Below are 24271 nucleotides of genomic sequence, written 5' to 3'. Positions count from 1 at the left end.
GCGGTGACTATACGGCGTGAAGTTTCCGCACGGCAATCGGAAAGGGTGCGCTGTACAGTGACGCCGTGGGAGCCAGAGAGAACACGGGAAGCGCGGCCGGAGCGGGCGGCACCAGGGGGCGTCGGGAGCGGCTGCGCGCCGAGACGACGGCGGAGATCAAGCAGGTCGCGCTCGGCCTGATGGCCTCGGGCGGCCCCGACGCCATCACGCTGCGGGCCATCGCCCGCGAGATGGGCATGACCGCCAACGCGATCTACGGCTACTTCGCCACCCGGGACGACCTGGTCACCACGCTCGTCAGCGATGTGTACACCGCCCTCGCGGACGCCGTGGACGCCGCCTGGGAGGGCACCTCCGGCCGGGGCGCGGCCACGCGGATCCAGGCGTGGGCGGCCGCCTTCCGCGACTGGGCCCTCGCCCACCCCGAGGGCTTCCGGCTCGTCTACGGCGACCCGGTGCCGGGCTACCGCGCCCCCGCGGGAGGTGCCGCGCCCGAGGCCGCGCACCGGGTCTGCACCGGTCTCGCCGCCCTCGCGGCGGAGGCCTGGCCGGGGGCCGAACCCCTGTACGCGGACAGCGACTTCGCGTGGTCCGACTTCGACCCCGGGCTCCTGGACAAGGTCCGCCCCGCCTTCCCCGAGCTGCCCCCCGCCGGGGTGGCGCTCGCGCTGCGGGTCTGGGGCCATCTGCACGGCCTGGTGTCCCTGGAGGTCTACGGCCATCTGCGCGGCCAGACGACCAGTCCCGACAAGCTCTTCCGTGCGGAACTGACCCAGCTCGTACGGGCGTTGGGCGTCGCGGAAGCGGGCTGAGCGCGGGGGCTCAGGCCCGGCCGCGCCCCGACGCCGTCGAGCCGCGCACCACGAGATCCGGCAGGAAGACGAACTCGCTGTGCGGGGCGGGCGTGCCGCCGACCTCCTCCAGGAGGGTGCGCACCGCCGCCTGCCCCATGGCCTGCACGGGCTGGCGGACCGTGGTCAGCGGCGGGTCGGTGAAGGCGATGAGCGGGGAGTCGTCGAAGCCGACCACGGAGATGTCGCGGGGCACGTCCAGGCCCTGCTGACGGGCGGCGCGGATGGCGCCGAGCGCCATCATGTCGCTGGCGCAGACGATGCCCGTGCAGCCGCGCGCGATCAGCGCGGCCGCCGCGGCCTGGCCGCCCTCCAAGGTGTAGAGGGAGTGCTCGACCTGGGCGTCGGACTCCTCGGCGGTGAGGCCGAACCGCTCGCCCATGCCGAGCCGGAAGCCCTCGATCTTGCGGACGACGGGCACGAACCGCCGGGGGCCGACCGCGAGGCCGACCCGGGTGTGGCCGAGCGAGGCCAGGTGCCGCACGGCAAGGCGCGTGGCCGCCCGGTCGTCCGTCGACACGAAGGGCGCGTCGACGTCGGGGGAGAAGCCGTTGACCAGGACGTGCGGGACGCCCTTGGCGCGCAGGGCCGCGTACCGCTCCATGTCCGCGGTGGTGTCGGCGTGCAGCCCGGAGACGTAGATGATCCCGGCGACGCCGCGGTCCACCAGCATCTCGGTCAGCTCGTCCTCCGTGGAGCCGCCGGGGGTCTGGGTGGCGAGCACCGGCGTGTAGCCCTGGCGGGTCAGGGCCTGCCCGATGACCTGGGCGAGGGCGGGGAAGATCGGGTTGTCCAGCTCGGGCGTGATCAGGCCGACGAGCCCCGCGCTGCCGCGGCGGCGCAGCCGTACGGGCCGTTCGTAGCCGAGCACGTCGAGCGCGGCGAGGACGGCTTCGCGGGTGGCCGCGGCCACGCCGGGCCTGCCGTTGAGCACCCGGCTGACGGTGGCTTCGCTGACCCCTGCCTGAGCTGCGATGTCGACGAGCCGCGCGGTCATGCACGGGACTGTACCCGGCGCGGCACGTCCTGCCCACCGCTTGCGCAAGCTTGCGGCAAGCCCTGCCGGGCCGAGAGCGAAACCCCCAGGACACATGGCGGTAACGATCACCCGTTCTTGCAGAAAATCTCCGCAAGGTCTTTCGAGACGTTTTCAAGCCTGTTACGTTCCTGCCAACCCGGCGCCGCGTCGAGTGCGGCCGGCAGGAGGCGCCCCTTTCGTCTCCCCTTGTTCCGGGTCATCCCGGGATCACCCCGGGTCATTCCTGGTCCAGTTGAAGGAGTTCACATGCGGCGTGGCATAGCGGCCACCGCGGTGGTCGCCGCCCTGACGATGACAGCGGCGGCGTGCGGCGGCGACGACGGCGACAGCGGGAAGAAGAGCGGCGGCAAGCTGTCCGGCACCGTCACGTTCTGGGACACCTCGAACGACGCCGAGAAGGCCACGTACGAGAAGCTCGCCAAGGGCTTCGAGGACCTCCACCCGGGCGTCGAGGTCAAGTACGTGAACGTCCCGTTCGGCGAGGCCAACGCCAAGTTCAAGAACGCCGCGGGCGGCAACTCCGGTGCCCCGGACGTGATGCGCACCGAGGTCGCCTGGGTCGCCGACTTCGCCAACCTCGGCTACCTGGCCCCGCTGGAGGGCACCGCCGCGCTCGACAAGCCGGAGGACTTCCTGCCGCAGGCCGCCGCCAGCACCAAGTTCAAGGGCAAGACCTACGCGGCCCCGCAGACCATCGACACCCTCGCGCTCTTCTACAACAAGAAGATGCTCAAGGCCGCGGGCGTCGAGGTCCCCAAGACCTTCGACGACGTGAAGTCCGTCGCCAAGAAGATCAAGTCGAAGTCCGGCAAGACCGGCCTGTATCTGCGCGGCGACGACCCGTACTTCTATCTGCCCTACCTCTACGGCGCGGGCGGTGACCTCCTCGACACCAAGAAGAAGGAGGTCACCGTCGACGACGCCGAGGGCGCCGAGGCCTTCGAGGTCATGAAGGACCTCGTCGACTCCAAGGCCGCCGTGACCGACGCGAGCGACGGCTACAACAACCAGCTCAACGCCTTCAAGGACGGCGACGTCGCCATGGCGCTCGACGGCCCCTGGTCCATCGAGGGCGCCCTGCAGGGCAAGCAGTTCAAGGGCTCCGCCGGCGCAGCCAACCTCGGCGTCGCCCCCGTGCCCGGCGGCAGCGCGCGCCAGGCCTCGCCGCAGGGCGGCTGGAACCTCGCCGCGTACGCGGGCTCCAAGAACCTCGACGCCTCCTACGAGTTCATCAAGTACATGAGCTCCGCGAAGGTGCAGCAGCAGACCACCGAGAAGCTCAGCCTGCTGCCGACGCGTACCTCCGTGTACGACGTCAAGTCGGTCAAGGACAACCAGATGGTGCAGTTCTTCAAGCCCGCCGTCGACAAGTCCGTCCAGCGCCCCTGGATCCCCGAGGCCAACTCGCTGTTCGAGCCCATCCGCCTGCAGATGCAGAAGGTGCTCAGCGGCAAGACCTCGCCCGAGGACGGCGCCAAGGGCATCGGCGACGCCTACCGCAAGCTCCTCAAGGACTACAAGTAGCGATGGCTGTTGAGAGCGGCCCCCGGGCCGTCCCGGCCGCGGACGCCCGGAGCGTCCGCGGCCGGGGCCCCCGCGCGGGGAAGAAGCCCGGACGCCTGCGCAGGGCGCTGAGCACCTACTGGTACGCCTGGGCCATGGTCGCCCCCGTGGTGGCCGTCATCGGCGTCATCGTCGGCTACCCCCTGGTGCGCGGCGTGTATCTGTCGACGACGGACGCCAACGAGGCGAACGTCGAGCGCACCATCGGCGTCAACCACATCCCGGCGACCTATGAATCCGTCGGTCTGGACAACTACAAGGCGATCCTCGACGACGCCGTCTTCTGGGACCGGCTGACCTGGACCGTGGTGTGGACCGTGTCCTGCGTCGCCCTGTCGTTCGCGCTCGGCCTGGTCCTCGCGATCATGCTCAACCGCAAGCTCAAGGGCCGCTCCTTCTACCGGATGGCGCTGATCCTGCCCTGGGCGGTGCCCGCCTTCGTCTCCGTCTTCACCTGGCGGCTGCTCTTCAACGAGAAGAAGGGCCTGCTCAACGCGATCCTCGAAGGCGGCGGCCTCGACGCGATCCCGTGGCTGAACGACCCCACCTGGGCCAAGCTCTCGGTGATCGCCGTGAACGTCTGGCTCGGCGTGCCCTTCATGCTCGTCGCCATGCTCGGCGGCCTCCAGTCCATCCCCGGCGAGCTGTACGAGGCCGCCGAGATGGACGGCGCGAGCGCCTGGCAGCGCTTCCGCCACGTCACCCTGCCGGGCATCAGGCCCGTCGCCACCACCGTGGTCCTCATCAGCGCCATCTGGACCTTCAACATGTTCCCGGTGATCTTCCTGCTCACCCGGGGCGGACCGGGGGACGCCACCGAGATCCTGGTGACGTACGCCTACCGCCTGTCGTTCGTCGTCAGCCCCCGCGACTTCGCCGGGTCGGCGGCCTGGGGAGTGCTCATCCTGCTGCTCCTCTCGCTCTTCGCGGTGGTCTACCGCCGCGCGCTCCGCAAGCAAGGAGAGGTGTGGTGACGTCAGTGACCCCGAAGAAGGTCCGGGCGCGCGGCGAGCGCGGACCGCTCGCCTCCGTCGCGCTGCACACCACCCTGCTGATCGCCGGCCTGATCGCGGTCCTGCCGCCTCTGTGGCTGCTCGTCACCTCGTTCAAACCGCAGAGCGAGGCGTTCTCGACGGACCTGGTGAAGAACTTCACCTTCAGCAACTACGACCACGTCCTGAACGACACCAAGTTCCTCGACTGGGTCGGCAACTCCCTGTTCGTCGTCGGCCTGACCACGGTCATCGGCGTGTTCATCTCCGCGACCACCGGGTACGCGGTGAGCCGGTTCAGGTTCCCCGGCATGCGGCCCCTGATGTGGCTGCTGCTCATCACCCAGATGTTCCCGGTCGCGGTGCTCATCGTGCCGCTGTACAACCTGCTCGCGAGCCTGGAGCTGCTCAACCAGCCCATGGGCCTGGTGCTCACCTACCTGACCATCGCGGTGCCCTTCAGCGCCTGGATGATGAAGGGGTACTTCGACACCATCCCGGTGGAGATCGACGAGGCGGGGCGCGTCGACGGGCTCAACCCCTTCGGCACCTTCTGGCGGCTTATCCTGCCGCTCGCCAAGCCCGGCCTCGCCGTCACCGGCTTCTACAGCTTCATCACGGGGTGGGCCGAGGTCGCCTACGCCTCCGCGTTCATGACGGGCGAGGAGAACCTCACCCTCGCGGGCGGCCTGCAGACCTTCGTCAACCAGTACACCAGCGACTGGGGTTCGCTGACGGCCGCCGCCGTGATCGTGGCCGTGCCCGCCGCGGTCGTCTTCGGCCTCGTCCAGCGGCACCTCGTCTCCGGCCTCACGGCCGGCGCGACGAAGTCCTGACCCCCCAGCAACCGCCACCACTCCTCAGGGAAGACATGACCCAGCATCTCGCTGCCCCCGCCGCCGACCACACCTCCGGTACGCGTACGGACTGGTGGCGCGAAGCGGTGATCTACCAGGTCTATCCGCGCAGCTTCGCCGACGGCGACGGCGACGGCATGGGCGACCTCGCGGGCGTCCGCGCCCGCCTTCCGTATCTGAAGGACCTCGGCGTCGACGCCGTCTGGCTCAGCCCGTTCTACGCCTCGCCGCAGGCCGACGCGGGCTACGACGTCGCCGACTACCGGGCCATCGACCCGATGTTCGGCACCCTGCACGACGCCGACGCCGTGATCCGCGAGGCGCACGACCTGGACCTGCGCATCATCGTCGACCTGGTGCCGAACCATTCGTCCGACCGGCACGACTGGTTCCGGCGCGCCCTCGCGGAGGGCCCGGGCTCCCCGCTCAGGGCGCGCTACCACTTCCGGCCCGGCAAGGGCGCGGACGGCGAACTGCCGCCCAACGACTGGGAGTCCATCTTCGGCGGGCCCGCCTGGACCCGCGCCGAGGACGGCGAGTGGTACCTGCACCTGTTCGCCCCCGAGCAGCCCGACTTCAACTGGGACCACCCCGCCGTCCGCGACGAGTTCCGCTCCATCCTGCGCTTCTGGCTCGACATGGGCGTCGACGGCTTCCGCGTCGACGTCGCCCACGGCCTGGTCAAGGCCCCGGGCCTGCCCGACATCGGCCACCACGACCAGCTGAAGCTCCTCGGCAACGACAGCATGCCGTTCTTCGACCAGGACGGCGTGCACGAGATCTACCGCAGCTGGCGGCAGGTCCTCGCCGAGTACGCGGGCGAGAAGGTCCTGGTCGCCGAGGCCTGGACCCCGACCGTGGAGCGCACCGCCCGGTACGTGCGCCCCGACGAAATGCACCAGGCCTTCAACTTCCAGTATCTGGGCACCCACTGGGACGCCGCCGAGCTGCGGTCCGTCATCGACTCCTCGCTCGCGGCGATGCGGCCCGTCGGCGCCCCCGCCACCTGGGTCCTGTCCAACCACGACGTGACCCGGCACGCCACCCGCTTCGCCAACCCGCCGGGCCTCGGCACCCAGCTGCGCACCCCCGGCGACCGCGCGCTCGGCCTGCGCCGGGCCCGCGCCGCCACCCTCCTGATGCTGGCCCTGCCCGGCTCCGCCTACCTCTACCAGGGCGAGGAGCTGGGCCTTCCCGACGTCACCGACCTGCCCGACGAGGCACGCCAGGACCCGTCGTTCCACCGGGCGCAGGGCCAGGACGGCTTCCGTGACGGCTGCCGGGTGCCCCTGCCGTGGACCAAGGACGGCTCGTCGTACGGCTTCGGCACGGGCGGCAGCTGGCTGCCGCAGCCCGAGGGCTGGGGCGAGCTGAGCGTCCAGGCGCAGACCGGGGACCCGGCGTCCACCCTGGAGCTGTACCGCGAGGCCCTGCGGGTGCGCCGCACCCGCCGCGACCTCGGCGCGGGCGACGCCCTCCAGTGGCTCGAGGCGCCCGAGGGCGTGCTCGCGTTCCGGCGCGAGGGGTTCGTGTGCACCGCGAACACCACGGGCGCCGCCGTCCGCCTGCCCGCGCCGGGGCGGGCCCTGCTCGCCAGCGCGGACGTGGAGACGGCGGCCGACGACGTGGTCGAGCTGCCCGCCGACACCACCGTCTGGTGGGCGGTGTGACGACCTCACCGCCGCGGGGCGCCGACCGGGGTCCACGCGACGTGGACCGCGGCGCCCCGCGGCTCGCGGACATCGCCGCGCAGGCCGAGGTCAGCGAGGCCACCGCGAGCCGCGTGCTCAACGGCAAGGCGGGCGTCGCCGCGGCGACCCGGCGGCGGGTGCTCGCCGCCCTCGACGTCCTCGGCTACGAACGGCCCGTGCGCCTCAAACGCCGCAGCGCGGGCCTGGTGGGGTTGGTCATCCCCGAGCTCACCAACCCGATCTTCCCGGCGTTCGCGCAGGTCGTCGAGCAGGTGCTCGCCGGACACGGCTACACGCCCATGCTCTGCACCCAGCTGCCGGGCGGCGCCACCGAGGACGAGCTGGTCGAGCAGCTGGAGGCGCGCGGCGTCAGCGGCATCGTCTTCCTGTCGGGGCTGCACGCCGACACCACGGCCGACCCCGGCCGCTACCTCGAACTGGCGGGCCGGGGCGTGCCGTTCGTGCTCATCAACGGCTACAACCCGCACGTGCCCGTCTCCTTCGTCTCGCCCGACGACCGGGCCGCCATGCGGATGGCCGTGCGCCATCTGGCGGAGCTGGGGCACGAGCGGATCGGCCTCGCCGTCGGCCCGAGCCGCTACGTGCCCTCGCGCCGCAAGGCGGAGGGCTTCGCGGCGGCGCTGCACGAGCACTTCGGCCTGGCGCAGGGGGAGGCCGAACCGCTCGTGCGGAACACGCTGTTCACCGTCGAGGGCGGCCACGCCGCGGCCAGCGCGCTCCTGGACGCGGGCTGCACCGCGATGGTGTGCGGCAGCGACATGATGGCGCTCGGCGCGGTGCGGGCGGCCCGTCAGCGGGGCCTGACGGTGCCCGGTGACGTGTCGGTGGTCGGCTTCGACGACTCGCCGCTCATCGCCTTCACGGACCCGCCGCTGACCACGGTGCGCCAGCCGGTGCAGGCGATGGCGTCGGCGGCCGTCGGCGCCCTCCTGGAGGAGATCGACGGAAACCCCGTGCAGCGCACGGAGTTCGTCTTCCAGCCGGAGCTGGTCGTGCGCGGCTCCACGGCCGCCGTGCGCCGCGGCTGAGGGATTTCCGCCCCGTGACGGGAGTGTGTCCGAAGGGTTGACCGGGGTTGTTGAGCGCCGTACGGTCACGGCGCAAACGGTGTTGCAAGTTTTCTGCAACAACCTTCAACCCCCCAGGAGGACCCGTGACATCCCCGAGCAGCGGCGCGCGCCGCGGACGGCCACGCACCGCGACCCTGGCCCTCCTCGCGGCCGTCGGCGGCGGCGTGGTGGGCGCCGCCCCGCAGGCGCAGGCGGCCCCGCCCGGCGGCAAGGACGTCACCGCGGTGTTCTTCGAGTGGAAGTTCGACGCGGTGGCCAAGGAGTGCACGGGCCGGCTCGGCCCCGACGGCTACGGCTACGTCCAGGTCTCCCCGCCGCAGGAGCACATCAAGGGTCCGCAGTGGTGGACCTCGTACCAGCCCGTCAGCTACCGGATCGCCGGGCGCCTCGGGGACCGCGCCGCCTTCAAGAAGATGGTCGACACCTGCCACGGCGCGGGCGTCAAGGTCGTCGTGGACACCGTCATCAACCACATGGCGGCCGGGGACGGCACCGGCACCGGCGGCTCGTCGTACACGAAGTACGGCTACCCGGGCGTCTACTCGCGCCCCGACTTCGACAACTGCACCGCGCCGATCACCAACTACCAGGACCGCTTCAACGTCCAGGAGTGCGAGCTCGTCGGCCTCGCCGACCTGGACACCGGCGAGGACCACGTCCGCGGCCGCGTCGCCGCGTACCTGAACGACCTGCTCTCCCTGGGCGTGGACGGCTTCCGCGTGGACGCGGCCAAGCACATGGCGGCCGACGACCTGAAGAACATCAAGTCGCGGCTCAGCGACCCGAACGCGTACTGGAAGCAGGAGGCCATCCACGGCGCGGGCGAGGCCGTCTCGCCGAGCGAGTACCTGGGCAACGGCGACGTCCAGGAGTTCCGCTACGCCCGTGACCTCAAGCGCGTGTTCCAGAGCGAGAAGCTCGCCTACCTGAAGAACTACGGCGAGGGCTGGGCCTACATGCCCTCCGACAAGGCGGCCGTGTTCGTCGCCAACCACGACACCGAGCGCGGCGGCGACACACTCACCTACAAGGACGGCGCCGACCACACCCTGGCCCACGTGTTCATGCTCGCCTGGCCCTACGGCGCCCCGGACGTCCACTCCGGCTACGAGTTCACCGACCGCGACGCGGGCCCGCCGAACGGCGGCCAGGTGGAGGCCTGTTACCGCGACGGCTGGAAGTGCCAGCACGCCTGGCCCGAGGTCCGCGGCATGGTCAAGCTGCGCAACACCGCCCGGGGTACGGGCGTGACCCACTGGTGGGACAACGGCGACGACGCCATCGCCTTCGGCCGAGGCGACAAGGCGTACGTCGTCGTCAACCACGAGGGGACGGAGCTGAACCGCACCTTCCAGACCTCGCTGCCCGCGGGCGGCTACTGCGACGTGCAGAGCGGCCGCGGCGTCACCGTCGACGGCTCGGGCCGGTTCACGGCCGCCGTCGCGCCGAACACCGCTCTCGCCCTGCACGCGGGGGCGAGGAAGTGCTGACCTCCCGCTCCCCGCTGACCGCGGCCGTGGCGCTCGCCCTGCTCGCTGCCGCCGTGCCCCTGTCCTCCGGCGCGTCGGCGGCGCCCGGCCGGGCGGACCTCGACCTCACGAAGTCGAAGGCGCAGTGGATAGACCGTTCTACCGTCGCGTGGGACGTACCCGGCCAGGACGCCGAAGTCCGGTACGCACGGGACGGCGGCCTCACCACGGACGGCGACGACGTGCGCGGCGAGGGCCACCGGATCCGCCTCGCCCGCGTCCCCGGCGGCCTCACCGACGCCCAGCGGGCCGCGTACCCGCACCTGAAGGGCTACGCCGCCTTCCGCGTCGACCCGCGCGACCGGGACCGCGTGCGCACGGCCCTCACCGGGCAGCTCGCCGCCGTCCAGCGGGACGCCGACGGCGCCGCGCGCGCCGCGACCGGCGTACAGATCCAGGGCGTTCTCGACGACCTCTACAGCCGTGCGGCCACCAAGGCCGACCTCGGGCCTGTCTTCCGGCACGGCCGCCCGCACCTCGCCGTGTGGGCGCCCACCGCCCAGGACGTGCGCCTCGACATCGGCGGCCGCAGCGTCCCGATGCGCCGCGACGCCGCCTCCGGCGTGTGGTCGGCCGCCGGGCCGAAGAGCTGGAGAGGCAAGCCGTACCGGTACGCCGTGAAGGTCTGGGCGCCCAGCGTCCGCGAGGTGGTCACGAACAAGGTCACCGACCCGTACGCGACCGCCCTCACCGCCGACTCCCGGCGCGCCCTGGCCGTCGACCTGAGCGACCCGAAGCTCGCGCCCGAGGGCTGGAAGGACCTGCGCAAGCCGGCCGCGGTCCCGCTGCGCGCTGCGCGCATCCAGGAGCTGCACGTCCGGGACTTCTCCGTCGCGGACCGCACGGCCAAGTACCCGGGCCAGTACCGGGCGTTCACCGACACCCGCTCGGCCGGCATGCGGCACCTGCGCAAGCTGGCCCGCGCCGGGACCTCGTACGTCCATCTGCTGCCCGCCTTCGACTTCGGCACGGCCCCCGAGCGCCGCGCCGACCAGGCGGGGCCCGACTGCGACCTGCCGGGCGCCGCGCCCGACTCCGAGGAACAGCAGGCGTGCGTGGCGCGGACCGCCGCGAAGGACGCCTACAACTGGGGCTACGACCCGGTGCACTACACGGTGCCCGAGGGGAGCTACGCCAGCGACCCCGAAGGCACCCGGCGCACGGTCGAGTTCCGCGAGATGGTGCGGGGCCTCAACCGCGCCGGTCTGCGCACGGTGATGGACGTCGTCTACAACCACACCGTGGCCAGCGGTCAGGCCGACAAGTCCGTGCTCGACAAGATCGTGCCCGGCTACTACCAGCGGCTGCTCGCCGACGGCACCGTCGCCACGTCCACCTGCTGCGCCAACACCGCGCCCGAGAACGCCATGATGGGCAAGCTCGTCGTCGACTCCGTCGTCACCTGGGCCCGCGCGTACAAGGTCGACGGCTTCCGCTTCGACCTCATGGGCCACCACCCCAAGGCCAACATCCTCGCCGTGCGCAGGGCCCTGGACGCCCTGACACCGGCGAAGGACGGCGTCGACGGCAAGAAGGTCGTCCTCTACGGCGAGGGCTGGAACTTCGGCGAGGTCGCCGACGACGCCCGCTTCGTCCAGGCCACGCAGAAGAACATGGCGGGCACGGGCGTCGCCACGTTCTCCGACCGGGCCCGCGACGCGGTGCGCGGCGGCGGCCCCTTCGACGCGGACCCGCGCGTGCAGGGCTTCGCGAGCGGCCTGTACACCGACCCCAACTCCTCGCCCGCCAACGGCGACCGCGCCGCGCAGAAGGCCCGCCTGCTGCACTACCAGGACCTCATCAAGGTCGGCCTCACCGGCAACCTGGCGGCGTACTCCTTCACCGACTCGTCGGGCCGTGCCGTCAGGGGCGCGGACGTCGACTACAACGGCGCCCCCGCGGGCTACGCGTCCGCCCCGGGCGACGCCCTCGCCTACGTGGACGCCCACGACAACGAGACGCTGTACGACGCCCTCGCCTTCAAGCTCCCGCCGTCCACACCGGCCGCGGAACGGGCCCGCGCACAGGTCCTCGCGATGGCCACGGCCACGCTCGCGCAGGGCCCGGAGCTGTCCCAGGCGGGCAGCGACCTGCTGCGGTCCAAGTCGCTCGACCGCAACTCCTACGACAGCGGCGACTGGTTCAACGCCCTGCACTGGGACTGCCGCGACGGCAACGGCTTCGGCCGCGGCCTGCCCCCGGCGGCGGACAACAAGGACAAGTGGCCCTACGCGAAGCCGCTCCTCGCCGACCGGGCCCTCGCGCCGGGCTGCGCGGAGATCACCGGCGCCTCCGCCGCCTACCGCGATCTGCTGCGGCTGCGCGCCGTGGAGCCCGTGTTCTCCCTCGCGACGAGCGAGCGGGTCCAGGCGGAGCTGGCCTTCCCGCTGTCCGGCACGGCGGACGAGACACCCGGGGTGATCACCATGCGCCTCGGTGACCTGGTGGTGGTCTTCAACGCGACGCCGCAGGAGCGCACGCAGCGCGTCCCCGGCCTCAAGGGCACCGCGTACGCCCTGCATCCCGTACAGGCGCGCGGCGCGGACCCGGTCGTCAAGTCGTCCACATACGCGCGGAGTTCAGGCTCCTTCCAGGTCCCGGGCCGCACGGTCGCCGTCTTCCGGCGCGGCGGGTGACGACAGCAGATCCAGGCCGTCGAGGACGGCGACCAGCCGGTCGCGGTCCTCGGCGGCCAGACCGCGCAGCGGCCGGGGCAGGTTCGGCTCGGACGCGAGGCCGAGGTGGACCGCGGCGGCCGACATGACGCGCAGGCCGCCGTGGCGCCGGAACAGCTCCCACAGCGGTTCGAGGCGCTCGGAACGGGCCGCGGCAGTGGCCGCGTCCCCGCTCCTGGCCGCCCGTGTGAGGGCGAGGGCGGCGTGCGGGAACAGGCCGCCGAGGACCGAGTACCACACGTCGCAGCCCGCGCTCAGGCCGGTGGCCGCCGACCAGTCGCCGCTGACGCCGAGCGAGACGGTGTCCGGGACGAGCGCCCGCAGCGCGGCCACGCGCTCCCGGGCGGCGGCCGGATCGCCGGGCACCGGCGGGATCTTGATGGCCGCGACGTTCGGCAACCGCGCGATGCGGCCGTGGAGCTCGTCGCTGAAGTCGACGTGGGTGGTGCGCGGGTTGTCGTACACGCACAGCGGCACGGACAGCTCCCGCGTCACGTCCTCGTAGAGCCCGAACACCTCGTCGTCGGTGAGCGGCTGATACGTCATCGGGGCGAGGAGCACCGCCGCCGCGCCCGCCTTCTGGGCGTCCTCGGCGAGCGCCAGGACCTGCGCGGTGCGCAGGGCGCCGATCCCGACGAGGACCGGCGTGCCCTCGGCCGCCTCGACGGCGACGCGCGCGGCGCGGGCGCGCTCCTCGCGGGACAGATAGGCGTAGCCGCCGGTGGAGCCGAGCGCGCCGATCGAGTCCACGCCGGCGGTGGCGAGGCGTGCGACGAGCCGGGCGTAGGCTCGCTCGTCGACGCCCGTCTCGTCGGTGGGGGTCAGGGGGAAGGCGCTGAGGCCGGTGAACATGAGGGGACGTCCTTTCGGTGGCGGGTGTGCGGGCCCGGTCGCGGGGGAGGGGCGGCGCGTCACTCGGCGTGCGGATGGTCGAGGACGGCGGCGAGGTCGGCGGCGAAACGCCGGGCGAGGGGCTCGGTGAGCGTGGCGGTGGTGACCCGCAGCGCCTGCCGGTCGGACGGACCGGCGGCGAAGAGGTCGCCAGGGCGCACCGCCCAGCCGCGGCGCGCGAGCGCGTCGACGACGGGCCGGGCCCGCTGGTCCAGGTCCACCCAGACGTTCAGACCGTCGGGCCGGTAGGCGGCGGGGACGCCGATGCCGTGCGCGGCCAGCTCCCGGACCAGGAGCGCGCCGCGCTCGGCGTAGGCGCGGCGCGCCCGGTCGTGCAGGGCCCGCACGTCCGGGTCGGTGAGCAGCTCGCGCGCGGTGTGCTGGAGCAGCAGGCTCACCCACATCGAGCCCGCGCTGAGCCGGGTCTCCAGGCGCCGGGCGGTCTCCCCGTCGGCGGCGACGAGGGCCAGACGCAGGTCGGGGCCGAGGAACTTCGACACCGAGCGCACCAGCGCCCATGTGCCGGTCCCCACCGGGGTGACGCGGTGGTACGGCATGGCGGAGACGGCCGAGAAGTGGTCGTCCTCGATGACCAGGACCCCGGGGTGCCCGGCCAGGACGGCGCGCAGCTCGGCGGCCCGCCCGACGGTGAGGCTCGTGCCGGTCGGGTTGTGGGCGCGCGGCGTGCACACCACCGCGCGTGCCCCGGACTCCAGGGCGGCGCGCAGCGCCTCCGGGCGCATCCCCGCGTGGTCGACGGCGACCGGTGCGGTGCGGTAGCCGTTCAGGCGCAGCGTGCCGATGCTCCCGAGGAAGCACGGGTCCTCGACGGCCACGGCGTCGCCGCGCGTGAGGTAGGCGTGGAGGAGGCGCTCGGTGGCGTCCGCTGCGCCGTGGGTCACCAGGACCCGGAACGGGCGGTCGGGCAGGTCGTCGGCGTACCGCGCGGTCGCCCACTCCACGAGGCCGGGGTCGAGAGCCGGCGCGCCGTACAGCGGCGGCCGGTAGCCGCCGCGCCCGGCCGCCGCGAGCAGATCGGGCAGCAGCAGCGGGTCGGGGTTGCCGCTGGCCAGGTCGGTGAGGCCGCCGCCGAGGCCGGAGCCCTCGCGGGCCAGTTGGGGTGTGCGCGCCACCATGGTCCCGCCGCGTCCGTGGGTCTCGGCGACCCCGGCGACCACGAGCTGCCGGTACGCCGCCGCCACCGTGTTCCGGTTGACGCCGAGGTCGGTCGCGAGGCCCCGTACCGGCGGCAGCGGGTCCGCCGCCCGCAGCTCACCGGCCGCGATCAGGTCCCGCACGCTGTCCGCGATCTCCATGGCCGTCGCCCCATGGATCGGCACGGCCACCACCTCCACAGCTCGGCCAGGCTTTGTCCTGTGCCAAACATAGGATTGTCCTATGCCAAACGCAATGGGTCGGCGGCCGCAGGCCGGCCCGCCACGCCTCCCGCCTCACCGGGCCAGGCGGCGGGTCAGGGTGCGGTAACGGGCCGCGCGGTACGGCCAGTTGTTGGTGATCTTCCCGGTTTCGGTCTTGTACCAGCTGTCGCAGCCCGCCTGCCACACGGTCTCGCCGAGGGCCTCCTGGACGCGGCGCTGGAAGGCGTCGTAGGCCCGCGACGACACCTCAAGCTCGCCCCGGCCTTCGCGGTCGAGCGCGGCGAGGGAGTCGAGGACGTAGCGGACCTGGGCCTCGATCATGAGGACCACGGAGTTGTTGCCGAGGTTGGTGTTCGGGCCGTAGAGCAGGAAGAGGTTGGGGAAGCCGGGCACGGTCATGCCGAGGAAGGCGGCCGCTCCGTCCGCCCAGGTTTCCTCGCGCAGCAGTCGCCCGTCGCGCCCTGTGACGGTGAGGGGGGCCAGGAACTCGGTGGCGGTGAACCCCGTGCCGTAGATGAGGGTGTCGAGCGCGTGCTCGGTGCCGTCCGCGGTCACGACGCCGCGCGGGGTGATCCGGGTGAGCTTCTCGGTGATCAGCTCGACGTTGTCGCGCGCGAGCGCGGGAAGGTAGTCGTCGGAGATGAGCACGCGCTTGCAGCCGAGCGGGAAGTCGGGGGTGAGCCTGGCCCGCAGCGCCGGATCGGCTATCTGCGTGCGCAGTTGACGGCGGCAGAGGTATTCGACGGCCTTGCCGAGCCGCCCGCCGCGCACGGCCGAGTACAGCACGGTGTCGCAGAGGGCGAACCAGCCGCCGCGGAAGGCGAGGCGGCCCGGCGCCGTGCGGAACAGGGCCTGGTGGGCGGGCCCGTAGCGGTAGTCCCACTTGGGCATGACCCAGTTCGCCGAGCGCTGGAACACGCGCAGGGTCCGCACCCGGGGGGCGATGCGCGGGACGAACTGGACCGCGCTGGGGCCGGTCCCGATGACCCCGACGGTCCGTCCGGCCAGATCGTGCCCGTGGTCCCAGCGGGCCGAGTGGAACGCGGTGCCCGCGAAGTCCTCGCGGCCGGGCAGGTCGGGGAACCGGGGCCGGTTCAGCTGCCCCACGGCCGTCACCAGGACGCGGGCGTGGTGGACCGCGCCGGTGGCGGTGCGCAGCTCCCAGCGCTTCTTCGCCTCGTCGTACGAGGCCGCGACGATCTCCGTGCCGAAACGGATCCGCGGGCGCACCCCGTGGGCGTCGGCGCAGTCGCGCAGATAGCGCAGCAGCTCCGGTTGCAGGGGGTAGGCGCGGCTCCAGTCCTCGCGGGGCGCGAAGGAGTACGAGTACAGGTGCGAGGGCACGTCGCAGCCCGCGCCCGGATAGGTGTTGTCCCGCCACACCCCGCCGAGCTCTTCGGCCTTCTCGTACACGGTGAACGAGGTGACACCGGCCCGGGTCAGGCGGATGGCCATGCAGAGCCCGGCGAACCCCGCGCCGATGACGGCGACGTGATCGGTCATGCCACTTCCTTCCGCTTCGTTGCTGCCGTGTGCTCCTGGGCCGACGGTCGCGTGGCGCCGATGAGGCGCAGGACCGTGGTGCGCAGCGCGGCCCCGGCCTCGGCGCCCGGCACGCGCCCCGCGGCGACCTCGTCACCGGCGGCGTGCCCGAGGGCGACGGTCATGGCCACGAGCCAGCGCGGGGCGAGGCCGGGGGTGAACTCGCCCGCCGCCTGGCCCCGTTCGACGAGCCGGACGAGCCGCTCGGTGACCGGCTCGTGCCGGGCCGCGTCGGGCTCCGCCGGGCCGGCGGCCGAAGGGGCCTGGAGCAGCCACGCGTTGTCCTCGAACGCCGACCAGGAGGCGTCGAGGAACCTCAACAGGGCCTGGGTGGCGGGCCCTTCGTCGAGCGCGGCGGCGTCGAGCGCGGCGACCGCGTCGGCGGTGATCCGGTCGACGGCGGCCGCGAGGAGGTCCTCGCGGGAGGAGAAGTGGGCGTAGACGGTCTGCCGGGTCACCCCCGCCGCCTCGGCGACGGCCGCCATGCCCGCGTCCGGGCGGCGCCGCAGCAGCCGCACCGCCGCGTCAAGGACGGCGGCCCTGCTGCGCTCGGCATCGGCCCGGCGGCGCCGGGGCGGTTCGGTGGAAGGCGTCATCTCTTACAGCCTTGTCCAAGTTGTCGAACGCTCATATCTTACAGAGGTGTCAGAGATCGTAGCGTGACGGAGCTGCCCCCGTCAGCCGTCCGCCGGTCAGCCGTCCCCCGGATCGGAGCGTCATGAAGCCACTGGCCGACACCACCCCCGAGCGGTTCATCGAGGACTTCTTCACCTCCCTCACCGAGTCCACGGTCCGGGGCGACGCGCCGGAGTCCGTCATGGACCGCCACTACACGCCCGACGTCGTGCAGATCAGCGACGGCGTGCACCTCGACCGCGACCGGCTCCTCGCCCATCTGCGGCCCGTGCGCAAGAACGTGGTCGGCTGGCGCTTCGACGTGCACGAGGCCGTCGCTGACGGCCACCGCGTCGCCGCCCGCCTCACCCTCCACGCCCGGACCCGCAAGGGCGGCGCCACCGCCACCGAGGTGCACCTCTTCGGCGAGTTCACCGACGACGGCCGCATGCGCAGGTCGCACCAGCTCACCCGGTCCCTGCCGCCCGTGGGTCCTTAGTCGGTGTACGACGTGAGCGTGCCGCGGCGGCGGACGTCGAGCGTGGCGCAGTGGAACGAGCCGCCGAACGGCGCGTAGTGCATCAACTCGCACGGCAGCGGCTCGAATCCCCAGCCTTCGAGCGCGCGGAGCATGCCGGTGTGGTGCCGCTCCGCGATGACGCGCTTCTCGTCGACCATGAGCACGTTCATGCTGAGCCAGGTGCCGCACATCGAGGTCAGCTTGAGCACGTTCTCGTCGATCGGATCGGGCTCGGGCGCGACCAGGACGTCCCACGAGCTGAGCACGTCGGGCAGGTGGTCGACGTCGACGTACTCGGGGTTGACCAGCACCTTGCCGGGCGCGAGCGGCATGAACGTCGTGTCGATGTGCATGGGCGCCCGGCAGCGGCTCTCGATCTCGTGGACGCGGAAGTCCGGTCCGAGGTGGCGGCGCAGCCAGTCGATGCCCATGCGGTTGGTGACGTTGCTGCGGGTGACGAAGAGGTCGCGGCCCGCGCGCACGAAGTCCGCCGCGTCGAAGACCGGCTCGAACTCGGTGGTGATGTATCGCAGGGGCTCGCCCTCGTCGGGAGGCGTGAAGTCCTTCTCGAACAGGTCCTCGGTGAGCTGGGGCCGGGGCGCCGCGGTCCAGCGGGCGCCGTGCCGGAAGTAGTCCTTGAGGAGCCCGCGGTAGGCGTGGCTCTCGAAGTACCGGCACGGCCAGGCCATCGGGGCCTCGATGATCTCGTCGCCGACGACGAGCAGGCTGTCCCGCGGGCAGGCCGTGCAGAAGCCGTGCGACGACCAGTGGGGCGTACTGAAGCCCGCCTTGTGGTCGACGGGGTCGGGGCGGGTGACCGTGATGCCGAGGGACTCCAGGAGGTCGATGAACGCGTCGAGTTCGCGCTGCGCCGGCTCGACCAGCAGGCCCGGATACTTGAACCCGGCGGCGAGCCCCTGCAACCGGGCCGCCCAGGGCGGCATGTTGCAGGCCACGACCGGATCGCTGGCGGGGATCGTGGCACCGTCCAGGCGCCCGACGACGACCTCTTCCAGAGGGTCCCACTCGGTGTACGAACAGACCGGCGAAACGGGATGCTCCGTGGCGCCGCCCGGCATGGAGTCCGTCGTGTCAGGTGCCGCCGACATGGCGTGACCGCTGCTTTCGGTCGGGTGAAGTGTTGCCTTTTGTGCTGACATTTTACTTTTGCTCCACCTGTCTGTCGATCCGTCGAGGGTGGCTCCGCGATCGTGCCCCAGGGGTCGCCGCACGGGGCGGGTGGCGCCGTCCCGTCGACAGGGAGGGCGCCGCCCCGGTCTGCTCGCGCAGCGCAACGGGACAGGTCAGTACGGGAGTTGGGGATTCTCCGTACGGGTATCGCGCGGCGGCGGCACGAAACCGCGAAGGCGGCGGACGGCCGACCTGCGCCGTACACGGACCCGGAGCGCGCACGGCGGCCGCGGTGCCGACGTCTTACCGCCCCGGCGGCCGGATTCCGTCGGCCCGCCCCGGCCCGGCCGTGGCCCGGCGGGGGCTCGGGCGAAAGAACCGCGCCAACCTGCGCGGCGGGCGGAGTCGAAAATACCCCCCTGGGTATTTGCCCGGTACCGCCGCGTCGGGAGGAGCCGCCGTGTTCACCGTCGACACCCTTCAGTTCCCGGTCCTGGGCAATCACAGCTACCTGGCGTCGGGCCCCCGTACGGCCGTCGCGGTCGACCCGCCGCGCGACATCGACCAGGTCATCGCGGCGGCGGCCCGCCGCGGTGTGCGGATCGCGTACGTCGCGGAGACCCACGTCCACAACGACTACGTGAGCGGCGGCCTGGAGCTGGCCCGGGTCACGGGCGCCCGCTATCTCGTCCCGGCCGGGGCGGCCGTCTCGTTCCCGCACACCCCCGTCGCCGACGGCGACACGGTCACCGTCGACGAGGACCTGGTGCTGCGCGCGCTCGCCACCCCCGGCCACACCCCGCACCACACGGCGTACGTCCTTCACGAGGGCGGCCGCGCGGCGGCGGCGTTCACCGGCGGCTCGCTCCTGATCGGCGCGGTGGGACGGCCCGACCTCGTCGAGCCACGGCTCACCGAGCACCTGGCGCGGGCCCAGCACGCGTCCGCGCACCGGCTCGCGGACGCGCTCGACGACGCGGTGCGGCTCCTGCCCACCCACGGCTTCGGCAGTTTCTGCGCCTCGGGCCAGGGCACGGCCGACGAGACCACCGTCGGCGCCGAGCGGGCGGGCAACGCCGCGCTGACCAAGGACGTGGACGCCTTCGTCGCCGAGCTGCTCGCCGGGCTCGACGACGTGCCCGCGTACTACGCGCACATGGGGCCGGTCAACGCCGCCGGGCCCGCGCCCGTCGACCTGACCCCGCCGGAGCCCGCGACCGCCGACGGGATCGCCGCGCGCCTCGCCGCCGGGGAGTGGGTGGTCGACCTGCGCCACCGCGTGGCCTTCGCCGCCGGTCACGTGCCGGGGTCCGTCAACGTCGAGGCCGACGGCAAGCTCGCCACGTACCTCGCCTGGCTGCTGCCGTGGCGGCGGCCCGTCACCCTGCTCGCCGCATCGGCGGGGCAACTCGCCCACGCCCAGCGGGAGCTGGTGCGCGTCGGCATCGACCGCCCGGCCGCCGCGGCGACCGGCGACCCGCGCTCCTGGGTGGGGCCCGGCGAGCGGCTCGCGTCCCACGCCTGCGCCACCTTCGCGGAGCTCGCCGCGGCCCGTGCCGGGCGCGGTGACGTGGTCGTGCTCGACGTGCGCCGCGACGCCGAGCGCCGCGAAGGACACCTGGAGCCCTCCGTGCACATCCCCGTGCACGAACTGCGCGACCGGGTCCGCGAGGTGCCGGACGGCGTGGTGTGGGTGCACTGTGCCGGCGGGACGCGCGCGGCGATCGGGGCCTCGCTCCTCGACGCCGCCGGGCGGCACGTGGTCGTCGTCGACGACGGCTTCGCCGCCGCCGAGGACGCGGGCCTCGGCCTCCGACGGCCCGCCTCCCGCTGACCCGGCCACCAGGACCCGTCGATGAGCGCGCTCGTCCTCGCCCTGACCGCCGGAGCCGTGGTCGGCCTGGCGCTCGGCGCCCTGGGCGGTGGCGGCAGCGTCCTCGCGGTTCCCGCGCTGATCTATCTGCTCGGCTTCAGCCCGGCCGCCGCGACGACGGCGAGTCTGTTGATCGTGGCCGTCACCTCGGCGAGCGCCCTGTACGCGCACGCCCGCGCGGGCCACGTCCGCTGGCGCGCGGGCGCCCTGTTCGCCGGTGCGGGCATCCCGCCCGCCGCCGCTGCGGGCGTGGCGGCGGGGCGGCTGCCGCAGCCGGTCCTGACCGCCGCGTTCGCCGCCGTGGCCGCCCTGGCCGCGCTGCGGATGCTCAGACCGGGACGGGCCGAAGCCCGCGGGACGGGGGTGGTGCGGCCAGGGCGGGCGGTCGGCGCCGGGGCCGCGCTCGGGGCGCTGACCGGTCTGCTCGGGGTGGGCGGCGGGTTCCTCGTCGTGCCCGCCCTGGTCACCGTGCTCACCTTCGCGATGCGGGAAGCGACGGGGACCAGCCTGCTCGTCATCGCCGCCAACTCCCTCGCCTCGCTGGCCACACGGGGCAGTACGGCGGCGGGGCTCGACTGGGCGGTGATCGCGCCGTTCACCGGCGCCGCCGTCCTCGGCGCCTGGGACGGCAAGCGCCTCGCGGCCCGGCTCTCAGGGCCTCGCCTGCGGCAGGCCTTCGCCTGCGTGCTGCTCGCCGTGGCGGCCGGGATGCTCCTCGACGTCGCCCTACGGCGATGAGCGCGGCACGAGGAGTTCGCCGCCCGCCGGCCGCCGTGCGCTCAGGCGGCGGTGCCGGACCCGCTGCCGAAGGCACGGACGTAGCGGCGCTGCCACGGGGTCTCCACGGCGCGGCGGTGATAGCGCGCGCGGACGTAAGCGACGGCCTCGGCGGCGGGGACGCCGTCGAGCACGGCCAGGCACGCGAGGGCCGTGCCGGTTCTGCCGACACCGCCGCCGCAGGCGACCTCCACGCGCTCGGTCGCGGCTCGCGCCCACGCCTCGCCGAGCAGCCGCCGCGCCTCCTCGCGGTCCGCGGGCAGCCGGAAGTCGGGCCACCGCAGCCAGCGCGCGTCCCACGCGACGGGCGGCGCGGGCTTGCCCAGGAGATGGACGGCGAACATCGGCTCGGGCCCCGCGGGCAGCGGTCGGCGCAGCCCGCGTCCGCGCACAAGGCGCCCCGAAGGCAACCGAATCACCCCCGGATCCGTCTCACACCAAGTCTCAGGCACGCGATCACGGTACCCGCACCGCGAGGAGCGGGTACCGCCTGTGAACTAGCCGATAATCATCGAGTTCTAACGGAATCTTGACTTCGGGAGGGCATAGTGCAAGGCATGACAACCATGGTTCCTGTCTGCCCGTACTGCGGGCGGGTCGAGTGCATCTGCCCGGCGGTGGGCGGCAGTCCCGCCCCGGTCTCCGCGGTGAGCGTGTCCGCGTTTCTCTCGGTGGCCGAGCCGTCGGGCGCCGTGCGCGTGAGGAGGTCGACGGCCGCGCCGCCGTCGTCGTAGCGAGAGGCCTGAGGTGGGCCCGCGCCGGCGGCGCGCTCACCTCAGTCCACGAAAAGAGGGCGGTGCCGGAGCACCGAGCGGGGCACCTCACCGGAGAGCGGGAGCCCGGCCGGGACCACGGTGGGTACGGAGGACGGGCAAGGGTGTGCGCTAGTGCCCTGCCCCGCGCTTGTTCCAGACGTCGAAGCCGACGGCGGCAAGGAGCACCAGGCCCTTGATGACCTGCTGGTAGTCCGTCCCGATGCTGACCAGTGACATGCCGTTGTTGAGCACGCCGAGCACCAGGCCGCCGATCACGGCACCCATGACCGTGCCGACGCCGCCGCTCATGGACGCGCCGCCGATGAACGAGGCGGCGATCGCCTCCAGTTCGAAGTTGAGCCCCGCCTGCGGCGTGCCCGCGTTGAGGCGCGCGGCGTACACACAGCCCGCGAGGGCCGCGAGCACCCCCATGTTCACGAAGACCAGGAAGGTGACGCGCGCGTCCTTCACACCGGACAGCTTCGCCGCCGCCTTGTTGCCGCCGAGCGCGTACACATGCCGTCCGACGACCGCGTTGCGCATCACATAGCCCAGGGCGATCAGCAGCCCGCACATGATGAGCAGCACCACGGGCACCCCGCGGAAGCTGGCGAGCGTCAGCGTGAACGCGGCCACCGCCGCGGCCGTCGCCCCGCACTTGGCCAGCCACAGACCGGTCGGCGTCACGTCGAGCCCGTACGCCGACTGCCGCTTGCGCCCGCGCACTTCGCGCAGCAGCAGGAACGCGATCGTCGCGGCCCCGATCACCAGGGTCGGGTTGTGGTACTGCGTGTAGGGACCCATCTCCGGGATGAACCCCTTGGCGATGTTCTGGAATCCGTCGGGGAACGGAGCGAGCGACCGGCCCTCCAGGACGATCTGGGTGAGCCCGCGGAACAGCAGCATCCCGGCCAGCGTGACGATGAACGACGGGATGCCGACGTACGCGACGAAGAAGCCCTGCCACGCGCCCGCGACCGCGCCGATGAGCAGCGACAGGACGAGCGCGAGCACCCACGGCAGCTCGTGCTTGACCATCATCACCGCCGACATCGCGCCGACGAAGGCCGCCAGGGAGCCCACGGACAGGTCGATGTGGCCCGCGACGATGACGATCATCATGCCGATGGCCAGGATGAGGACGTAGCCGTTCTGCTGGATCAGGTTGGAGACGTTGCTGGGCAGCAGCAGCGTGCCGTCGGTCCAGATCTGGAACAGGACGACGAGGAACGCCAGGGCGACGAGCATGCCGTACTGGCGCACGTTCGCCCGCATCAGCTCGACGAGCAGCGCGCCCGTCGACCGGCGGACGGGCGGCACGCCGGAGGCGTCCCGCGGCGGTGTGGTCGTGGTGGTCATGACGGGTCCTCGGCTTCCGTTCCGGGTCGGGTGGCACATCGGCTCCGGTGCGCGGTCATCCGGCGCATCAGGACCTCCTGCGTCGCCTCCGCCCGGGGGACCTCGCCGGTCACCCGGCCCTCGGCCATCGTGTAGATCCGGTCGCACATCCCGAGCAGCTCCGGCAGTTCGGAGGAGATGAGGAGAACGGCCTTGCCCCGGGCGGCCAGTCGGTCGACGACGCTGTGGATCTCGTACTTCGCGCCGACGTCGACGCCCCGCGTCGGCTCGTCGAGGATCAGCACCTCGGGGTCGGTGTGGATCCACTTGCTCAGGACGACCTTCTGCTGGTTGCCGCCGGAGAGACGGCCCACCCGCTCGAAGACGGTCGGCGCCTTGATGTTCAGCGACGCGCGGTAGCCCTCGGCGACGGACCGCTCGTGGTGGGCGTCCACGAAGCCGCCGAGGAGGCCGCCGCGGCGCATGCCCGCGAGGGAGGCCAGGGAGATGTTGCGGTGGAGGGTGTCGATGAGGTTCAGGCCGTAGCGCTTGCGGTCCTCGGTGACGTACGCGAGGCCCGCGGCGATGGCCGCGGACACGGTCCGCGTGGACGCCTCGCGCCCCCCGACCGCCACGGTCCCGGTGACGTACCGGCCGTAGGAGCGGCCGAAGACGGACATGGCGAGTTCGGTGCGGCCCGCGCCCATCAGACCCGCGAGGCCGACGATCTCGCCGCGCCGCACGCTCAGGGACACGTCGTCGACGACCGTGCGCCCGTGCTCGACGGGGTGCCGGACCGTCCAGCCGCGCACCTCGAAGGCCGTCTCCCGGTGGCCCTCGTAGGGCGTGCGGTCGGGGAAGCGCCGGTCGAGGTCGCGGCCGACCATGCCGCGGATGACGCGGTCCTCGGACAGACACGGCTCGGCGCCCGGGGCCCGGCGCACCGCGAGCGTCTCGACGGAGCGCCCGTCGCGCAGGATCGTCACGGTGTCGGCGACGCGCCGGATCTCGTTCAGCTTGTGCGAGATGACGATGACGGCGACCCCCTGCGCGCGCAGGCCCAGGACCAGGTCGAGCAGCTTGGCGCTGTCCTGGTCGTTGAGCGCGGCCGTGGGCTCGTCGAGGATGAGCAGCCGCACGTCCTTCGCCAGGGCCTTGGCGA

Annotated in this window: 18 protein-coding genes and 2 pseudogenes; 11 read left to right on the top strand and 9 right to left on the bottom strand. The window is 72.9% G+C overall.

Annotation, left to right across the window (positions count from 1 at the left end; all coding sequences use genetic code 11):
• The first annotated feature begins 65 nt into the window (after nt 1-65).
• Nucleotides 66-812, top strand: coding sequence for a TetR/AcrR family transcriptional regulator (locus CP982_RS06100; protein WP_150509547.1), 747 nt, complete (start codon nt 66-68; stop codon nt 810-812).
• Nucleotides 813-822: 10 nt separating this feature from the next.
• Here CP982_RS06100 and CP982_RS06095 read toward each other — a convergent pair whose 3' ends face one another.
• Nucleotides 823-1848 (bottom strand): LacI family DNA-binding transcriptional regulator, encoded by a 1026-nt coding sequence (locus CP982_RS06095; protein WP_150509546.1) that lies wholly within the window; start codon nt 1846-1848, stop codon nt 823-825.
• 288 nt (nt 1849-2136) lie between these two features.
• Here CP982_RS06095 and CP982_RS06090 point away from each other — a divergent pair, with 288 nt between their 5' ends.
• The 7 genes and pseudogenes from CP982_RS06090 to pulA form a co-directional block, all read left to right on the top strand.
• The gene (locus tag CP982_RS06090; protein ID WP_150509545.1) at nt 2137-3414 is read left to right on the top strand and encodes an extracellular solute-binding protein; all 1278 of its coding nucleotides are present in this window, start codon (nt 2137-2139) and stop codon (nt 3412-3414) included.
• Nucleotides 3415-3416: 2 nt separating this feature from the next.
• The gene (locus tag CP982_RS06085) at nt 3417-4427 is read left to right on the top strand and encodes a carbohydrate ABC transporter permease (RefSeq protein ID WP_150509544.1); all 1011 of its coding nucleotides are present in this window, start codon (nt 3417-3419) and stop codon (nt 4425-4427) included.
• Nucleotides 4424-5281 carry a sugar ABC transporter permease gene (locus CP982_RS06080; RefSeq protein ID WP_229878870.1) on the top strand — a complete coding sequence of 286 codons (858 nt, stop codon included), beginning with the start codon at nt 4424-4426 and terminating at the stop codon, nt 5279-5281. Before CP982_RS06085 ends, CP982_RS06080 begins: the two co-directional genes overlap by 4 nt.
• Before the next feature lie 35 nt (nt 5282-5316).
• Complete coding sequence (locus CP982_RS06075) at nt 5317-6972, top strand: glycoside hydrolase family 13 protein (protein ID WP_150509543.1); 1656 nt, start codon at nt 5317-5319, stop codon at nt 6970-6972.
• Nucleotides 6960-8042: a LacI family DNA-binding transcriptional regulator gene (locus CP982_RS06070; RefSeq protein ID WP_150509542.1), complete on the top strand. Its 1083-nt coding sequence runs from the start codon at nt 6960-6962 to the stop codon at nt 8040-8042. Before CP982_RS06075 ends, CP982_RS06070 begins: the two co-directional genes overlap by 13 nt.
• 125 nt (nt 8043-8167) lie before the next feature.
• Nucleotides 8168-9571: pseudogene (locus CP982_RS43205) on the top strand (alpha-amylase); the annotation flags it as partial.
• Nucleotides 9572-9639: 68 nt separating this feature from the next.
• Nucleotides 9640-12249: pseudogene (gene pulA / locus CP982_RS06060) on the top strand (pullulanase-type alpha-1,6-glucosidase); the annotation flags it as partial.
• On the opposite strand, the gene CP982_RS06055 reads toward pulA, so the two are convergent.
• The 4 genes from CP982_RS06055 to CP982_RS06040 all read right to left on the bottom strand — a co-directional run bounded on the left by CP982_RS06055 (nt 12193) and on the right by CP982_RS06040 (nt 16696).
• On the bottom strand, nt 12193-13140 hold the full coding sequence (locus CP982_RS06055) for a dihydrodipicolinate synthase family protein (RefSeq protein WP_150509540.1): 948 nt from the start codon (nt 13138-13140) through the stop codon (nt 12193-12195). The pseudogene pulA and the gene CP982_RS06055 sit on opposite strands and share 57 nt — an antisense overlap.
• 59 nt (nt 13141-13199) lie before the next feature.
• Complete coding sequence (locus CP982_RS06050) at nt 13200-14519, bottom strand: aminotransferase class I/II-fold pyridoxal phosphate-dependent enzyme (protein ID WP_150509539.1); 1320 nt, start codon at nt 14517-14519, stop codon at nt 13200-13202.
• Between the two features lie 111 nt (nt 14520-14630).
• Nucleotides 14631-16061, bottom strand: a complete 1431-nt coding sequence (locus CP982_RS06045) for a flavin-containing monooxygenase (protein ID WP_150509538.1) — start codon at nt 16059-16061, stop codon at nt 14631-14633.
• Entirely contained in the window at nt 16058-16696 is a 639-nt protein-coding gene (locus CP982_RS06040; protein ID WP_150509537.1) for a TetR/AcrR family transcriptional regulator, read from the bottom strand. The genes CP982_RS06045 and CP982_RS06040 overlap by 4 nt, the downstream gene beginning before the upstream one ends.
• A 122-nt stretch (nt 16697-16818) precedes the next feature.
• Here CP982_RS06040 and CP982_RS06035 point away from each other — a divergent pair, with 122 nt between their 5' ends.
• Nucleotides 16819-17214 carry a nuclear transport factor 2 family protein gene (locus CP982_RS06035; RefSeq protein WP_150509536.1) on the top strand — a complete coding sequence of 132 codons (396 nt, stop codon included), beginning with the start codon at nt 16819-16821 and terminating at the stop codon, nt 17212-17214.
• Here CP982_RS06035 and CP982_RS06030 read toward each other — a convergent pair.
• Nucleotides 17211-18344: an amidinotransferase gene (locus CP982_RS06030; RefSeq protein ID WP_150509535.1), complete on the bottom strand. Its 1134-nt coding sequence runs from the start codon at nt 18342-18344 to the stop codon at nt 17211-17213. The two genes, CP982_RS06035 and CP982_RS06030, sit on opposite strands and share 4 nt — an antisense overlap.
• 482 nt (nt 18345-18826) lie before the next feature.
• Here CP982_RS06030 and CP982_RS06025 point away from each other — a divergent pair, with 482 nt between their 5' ends.
• Nucleotides 18827-20200: an MBL fold metallo-hydrolase gene (locus CP982_RS06025; protein ID WP_150509534.1), complete on the top strand. Its 1374-nt coding sequence runs from the start codon at nt 18827-18829 to the stop codon at nt 20198-20200.
• Nucleotides 20201-20221: 21 nt separating this feature from the next.
• A complete protein-coding gene (locus CP982_RS06020; protein WP_150509533.1) occupies nt 20222-20977 on the top strand; it encodes a sulfite exporter TauE/SafE family protein in 756 nt (251 codons plus the stop codon).
• Between the two features lie 41 nt (nt 20978-21018).
• Here the strand turns inward: CP982_RS06020 and CP982_RS06015 are convergent, their stop codons facing one another.
• The 3 genes from CP982_RS06015 to CP982_RS06005 form a co-directional block, all read right to left on the bottom strand.
• A complete protein-coding gene (locus CP982_RS06015; protein WP_435862480.1) occupies nt 21019-21408 on the bottom strand; it encodes a protein-tyrosine phosphatase family protein in 390 nt (129 codons plus the stop codon).
• A gap of 492 nt (nt 21409-21900) precedes the next feature.
• Nucleotides 21901-23130, bottom strand: a complete 1230-nt coding sequence (mmsB, locus tag CP982_RS06010) for a multiple monosaccharide ABC transporter permease (RefSeq protein WP_150509531.1) — start codon at nt 23128-23130, stop codon at nt 21901-21903.
• Nucleotides 23127-24248 carry an ATP-binding cassette domain-containing protein gene (locus tag CP982_RS06005; RefSeq protein ID WP_425329813.1) on the bottom strand — a complete coding sequence of 374 codons (1122 nt, stop codon included), beginning with the start codon at nt 24246-24248 and terminating at the stop codon, nt 23127-23129. Before CP982_RS06005 ends, mmsB begins: the two co-directional genes overlap by 4 nt.
• Nucleotides 24249-24271: the final 23 nt, after the last annotated feature.

This window comes from Streptomyces spectabilis, from assembly GCF_008704795.1.
Classification (GTDB): Bacteria; Actinomycetota; Actinomycetes; order Streptomycetales; family Streptomycetaceae; genus Streptomyces; species Streptomyces spectabilis.
The sequence above is the reverse complement of the archived record's forward strand: the minus strand, read 5'-3'. Positions and strand labels throughout refer to the sequence as shown.

Excerpts from the sequence above, each read along its gene's own strand:
- CP982_RS06095 (WP_150509546.1), bottom strand. The coding sequence starts at position 1,848 with ATGACCGCGCGGCTCGTCGACATCGCAGCTCAGGCAGGGGTCAGCGAA.
- CP982_RS06090 (WP_150509545.1), top strand. The coding sequence starts at position 2,137 with ATGCGGCGTGGCATAGCGGCCACCGCGGTGGTCGCCGCCCTGACGATG.
- CP982_RS06085 (WP_150509544.1), top strand. The coding sequence starts at position 3,417 with ATGGCTGTTGAGAGCGGCCCCCGGGCCGTCCCGGCCGCGGACGCCCGG.
- CP982_RS06075 (WP_150509543.1), top strand. The coding sequence starts at position 5,317 with ATGACCCAGCATCTCGCTGCCCCCGCCGCCGACCACACCTCCGGTACG.
- CP982_RS06055 (WP_150509540.1), bottom strand. The coding sequence starts at position 13,140 with ATGTTCACCGGCCTCAGCGCCTTCCCCCTGACCCCCACCGACGAGACG.
- CP982_RS06045 (WP_150509538.1), bottom strand. The coding sequence starts at position 16,061 with ATGACCGATCACGTCGCCGTCATCGGCGCGGGGTTCGCCGGGCTCTGC.
- CP982_RS06040 (WP_150509537.1), bottom strand. The coding sequence starts at position 16,696 with ATGACGCCTTCCACCGAACCGCCCCGGCGCCGCCGGGCCGATGCCGAG.
- CP982_RS06035 (WP_150509536.1), top strand. The coding sequence starts at position 16,819 with ATGAAGCCACTGGCCGACACCACCCCCGAGCGGTTCATCGAGGACTTC.
- CP982_RS06030 (WP_150509535.1), bottom strand. The coding sequence starts at position 18,344 with ATGTCGGCGGCACCTGACACGACGGACTCCATGCCGGGCGGCGCCACG.
- CP982_RS06020 (WP_150509533.1), top strand. The coding sequence starts at position 20,222 with ATGAGCGCGCTCGTCCTCGCCCTGACCGCCGGAGCCGTGGTCGGCCTG.
- mmsB (WP_150509531.1), bottom strand. The coding sequence starts at position 23,130 with ATGACCACCACGACCACACCGCCGCGGGACGCCTCCGGCGTGCCGCCC.